Genomic DNA, 2,919 nt, shown 5'->3' with positions numbered 1-2,919 from the left:
TGGCGTTCGACGAGCGCCTGGGAGCCGACGGGTTGAGCCGAGCCGACGAAGTCGTCGACGATGAGTGCGAGGATGCGGGCGCGGCGCTCTGACAATGTCATTATCAACCCTGCGCTGCCAGCTTAGCACTCTTTATCCCGGAGTGCTAAGGGGGTGGTGGGGATAGTGTAGCACGGGGTGTGGGGAGGGGGTTGCGGGGGGCCTGGGGATGGGTATCCTGGCATGCCAGGATGCGCCCCGGGGATATTCTGACCCACGCAGAGATGTGCCAGGCGGAGGGCGTTGGGATGCTGCAGCGTGGGATGCAGTTCCGGGCGCCGCCGGCTCACGGCATCATTTTGATGTCGCTGAGGCCTGGAGCTCCCTACGCCGATTCGGCCAACGCGGATGGGACCATTTGGTATGAGGGACACGACGTCCCGAGGTCGGTGGAACACCCGAATCCGAAGGTCGTCGACCAACCGCGCACCAACCGTGCCGGACGACTGACCGAGAACGGGAAGTTCGCGGAATCGGTTGAAAAGTACCGGGAGGGACTGGCACCTCCGGCCCGATTCCACGTCTACGAGAAGGTCCGCGACGGAATCTGGGTCTTCCGGGGAGCCTACCTTCTCACGGACTATCGTTTTGAGTGGTCGACCCGGGAAGGGCGGAATGTCTTTCGGTTTTTTCTGGAGCCGGCCTTTGAAACTGACAAGGCTTCCTGGATGCCGGAACGGAGTGGGGACGTCGAGTTCGAGCGACGGATTCCTGGGTGGGTCCAGGCCCTGGTCTACAAGCGGGACCGCGGCCGGTGCGTGAAGTGCGGGGAAACCAAGAACCTGCACTTCGACCACATCCTCCCGTTTTCGAAAGGCGGCTCGAGTAGCGACCCCGAGAACATCCAATTGCTCTGCGCGCACCACAACCTTGAGAAGGGCGCCGGATTCGGCGGGTAGGAGGCCTTCGAACGGGGGCAGGTGGGCGCGCCGGGCGGGGCGCGAGCGGGTATAGTTCGGAGGCAGCGAAGGACTGGAGGCGATCGCCATGCGGTTTCGATACGACGCGGAGGTCGAGGCGTTTCGAGCGGAGGTGCGGGCGTTCCTGCGGGACCACCTGCCGCCGGAGGAGCTGCGGCTGCGGCAGGGGATGGAGGGCGGCTTCGCTTCGTACGAGGAGGAGCGGGAGTATGTGATGGGCTTCCAGCGGAAGCTGGCGGCGCGCGGCTGGCTGGCGATGGCGTGGCCGAAGGAGTACGGCGGCGGCGGGGCCTCGCATATGCAGCAGCTGGTGTTCAACGAGGAGATGGCCTACGCGCAGGCGCCGGTGGGCAATATGGGCATCGCGTGGGTGGGCCCGAGCCTGATGCTCTACGGGACGGAGGAGCAGAAGCGGGAGTTCATCCCGCGGATTGCGCAGGCGATCGACTGGTGGTGCACGCTGTATAGCGAGCCGGGCGCGGGTTCGGACCTGGCAGCGCTGCAGCCGCGGGCGGTGAAGGATGGCGACGAGTGGGTGATCAACGGGCAGAAGATTTGGACTTCGGGCGGGCACCTGGCGGACTGGGGGTGGCTGGCGGCCCGCACGGACCCGGATGCGCCGAAGCATAAGGGCATCACGATGTTCATGGTGAACATGAAGAGCCCGGGCGTGACGGTGCGGCCGCTGATCAATATGGCGAACCGCCACGGGTTCAATGAGGTGTTCTTCGAGGATGTGCGGGTGCCGGCCTCGCAGGTGGTGGGAGAGGTGAATCGCGGCTGGTATCACATGGCGGTGGCGCTGGACTTCGAGCGCTCGGGGATCCAGGCGTTCGCGGGCGGGCGAAGGTCGGTGGAGCGACTGGTGGAGCTGGCGAAGTCGAGGCCGGCGCTGGTGGCGGCGCGCCCGTCGATTCGCCACGAGCTGGCGGATCGGGCGGTGGAGGTGCAGGTGGGGACGTTCCTGGCCTACCGGGTGGCGACGATGCAGGCGCGGGGGCTGGTGCCGAATACGGAGGCTTCGGCCTCGAAGCTGTTCGGGAGCGAGATGAGCCAGCGGATTGCGCTGACGGGGATGCATTTGCTGGGGATGGCGGGACAGCTGCGGGACGGGAGCAAGCACCAGGTGGTGGACCAGGCCTCGGGGTACCTGCAGGCGGTGAGCGCGACGATTGCGGCGGGTACGAGCGAAATCCAGCGCGGGATCATCGCAACCCGCGGCCTTGGGCTGCCGCGCGGGTAGGCGGGGTGCGGTACCGGCTGCTGGCGATGGACCTGGATGGGACGCTGCTGGACGGGGCGGGCGGGGTTTCGCCCCGGACGGCGGCGGCGCTGCGCATGGCGGCGGAGGCCGGGATGGTGGTCGCACCGGCGACGGCGCGGTGGTACCAGGCAGCGGTGCGCCCGTTCGCAGCGATGGGGCTGGAGGTGGCCGCGATTGGGTCGGCGGGCGCGGATGTGCGGGGGCCGGGAGGAAGGGTGGTAGCGCAGCGGTTTCTTCCGCCGGACTTTGTACGGTTCGTGGCTGAGCTGTGTGACCGGGCTGGCTGGCTGGCGACGGTGGCGACGCCGGGCTTCGCCTACTGCAGGTCGAACGAGCTGCCCCCGTGGGCCGCGAACGCGCCGGAGTGGCTGCGGCCGGTGACCTCCCTGCGGGAGCTGGAGGGCGACGGGGTGCTGGCGGTGCTGGCCGAGCCGGGCGCGGACGATGCGGCGCTGGCGGAGCTGCGGGGCTGGGCGGACCGGGTGGAGCTATTCGAGGCGCTGGCGTTCACCGGCGATGGGATGGTCTCGGCGACGGCGAAGGGGGTGGATAAGGGCTGGGGGCTGCATGCGCTGTGCTCGGCGCTGGGCATCGCGCCGGGGGAGGTGGTGGCGGTAGGGGATTCGGAAGTGGATGTGCCGATGTTCCGGGAGGCGGGGCTGGCGGTGGCGGTCGCGAGCGGGACGGAAGCGGCGA

Annotated in this window: 3 protein-coding genes; all 3 read left to right on the top strand. The window is 68.3% G+C overall.

Going from position 1 to position 2,919, the window contains the following annotated elements:
• Window positions 1–287: 287 nt before the first annotated feature.
• Window positions 288–938 (top strand): HNH endonuclease signature motif containing protein, encoded by a 651-nt coding sequence (locus VAE46_RS06265; protein WP_322796065.1) that lies wholly within the window; start codon window positions 288–290, stop codon window positions 936–938.
• Between the two features lie 88 nt (window positions 939–1,026).
• Window positions 1,027–2,202, top strand: a complete 1,176-nt coding sequence (locus VAE46_RS06260; RefSeq protein WP_322796064.1) for an acyl-CoA dehydrogenase family protein — start codon at window positions 1,027–1,029, stop codon at window positions 2,200–2,202.
• Window positions 2,203–2,207: 5 nt separating this feature from the next.
• Window positions 2,208–2,919, top strand: a 712-nt coding sequence (locus VAE46_RS06255; RefSeq protein ID WP_322796063.1) for an HAD family hydrolase, incomplete at its 3' end; no start/stop codon positions are given.

Origin of the sequence: Tepidiforma sp., from assembly GCF_034433535.1 — a bacterium.
Taxonomy (GTDB): Bacteria; Chloroflexota; Dehalococcoidia; order Tepidiformales; family Tepidiformaceae; genus Tepidiforma.
Note: the sequence above shows the minus strand (reverse complement) of the source record. Positions and strands in the feature narration are given on the sequence as shown.

Coding starts and splice junctions, on each gene's coding strand:
- VAE46_RS06260 (WP_322796064.1), top strand. CDS start 1,027: ATGCGGTTTCGATACGACGCGGAGGTCGAGGCGTTTCGAGCGGAGGTG.
- VAE46_RS06265 (WP_322796065.1), top strand. CDS start 288: ATGCTGCAGCGTGGGATGCAGTTCCGGGCGCCGCCGGCTCACGGCATC.